General features: G+C 51.6%; 1 pseudogene. It reads left to right on the top strand.

From position 1 onward, the window contains the following. Positions 1 to 258 (top strand): annotated as a pseudogene (locus R0J87_RS22055) (hypothetical protein); the annotation flags it as partial.

Below are 258 nucleotides of genomic sequence, written 5' to 3' on the forward strand. Positions count from 1 at the left end.
GTATTTGATATCACGGGTAAAACCATTATGCCGGGCCTGTTTGATGCCCACGCTCATGGCAGCCAGGGCAGCAACCAGATTACGCCACAGCAGAACTGGCAAAATTATGCCTCGCTGGCTTTTGGTGTGACAGCCATTCATGACCCATCTAACGATACCCGTGAAGTATTCTCTGCCAGCGAAATGCAACAGGCTGGCATGATTGCCGGGCCACGTATTTTCTCCACCGGTACTATTTTATATGGCGCGGAAGGTGCC

The organism is Halomonas sp. SIMBA_159 (assembly GCF_046536035.1).
Taxonomy (GTDB): Bacteria; Pseudomonadota; Gammaproteobacteria; order Pseudomonadales; family Halomonadaceae; genus Vreelandella; species Vreelandella venusta_A.